General features: G+C 63.7%; 1 protein-coding gene. It reads left to right on the top strand.

What is annotated here, in order from left to right:
* Window positions 1-367, top strand: a 367-nt coding sequence (locus tag ACXJKR_RS34435) for a HipA domain-containing protein (protein WP_457326685.1), incomplete at its 5' end; no start/stop codon positions are given.
* Between the last annotated feature and the right edge of the window lie 152 nt (window positions 368-519).

Here is a 519-nt window from a genome sequence, read left to right as displayed (position 1 = left end):
CCTCATCACCAACGTCGACGACCATTTGCACAACATCGGCTTCCTCTACGTGGGCTCGAATCTCTGGCGGCTGGCGCSTGCCTTTGACTTGAACCCCTTTCCGGACAAGGAGCGGGAGTCCAAGACCTGGTTGACTGAAGACTCGGGGCCGGTCGTATCCGTGCATGAACTGCTCGCGCAGGCGCCGCGCTTCGAGTTCGATGAAGGCGAGGCTCGATGGGTGCTGGCGCAAGTGGTGGCGGCTGTCGACCGTTGGCGGGAGGTCGCGCGCTCGCGTGACGTCGGGCTGCTCGAGGCCGAACTTGAGCTGTTTGCGCCGGCCTTCGAGCATTCCGAACTGGACGAAGCTCGCGCTTTGACGACATGAAGACACCCGCACGATGCGGGCGCCTTCATGTCAGCTCATCAGCAACTGACCTTCGCGAGGTTCGTCCCCGCCCCCGCCGCCGTCGGCAGCTTTTGCTTCACGCATGACGGCGCCTGCAGCGTGTAGCCGTAGGGAATGCCGAGCGGGAAGGT

The organism is Roseateles sp. P5_E11 (genome assembly GCF_054049355.1).
The sequence above is the reverse complement of the archived record's forward strand: the minus strand, read 5'-3'. Positions and strand labels throughout refer to the sequence as shown.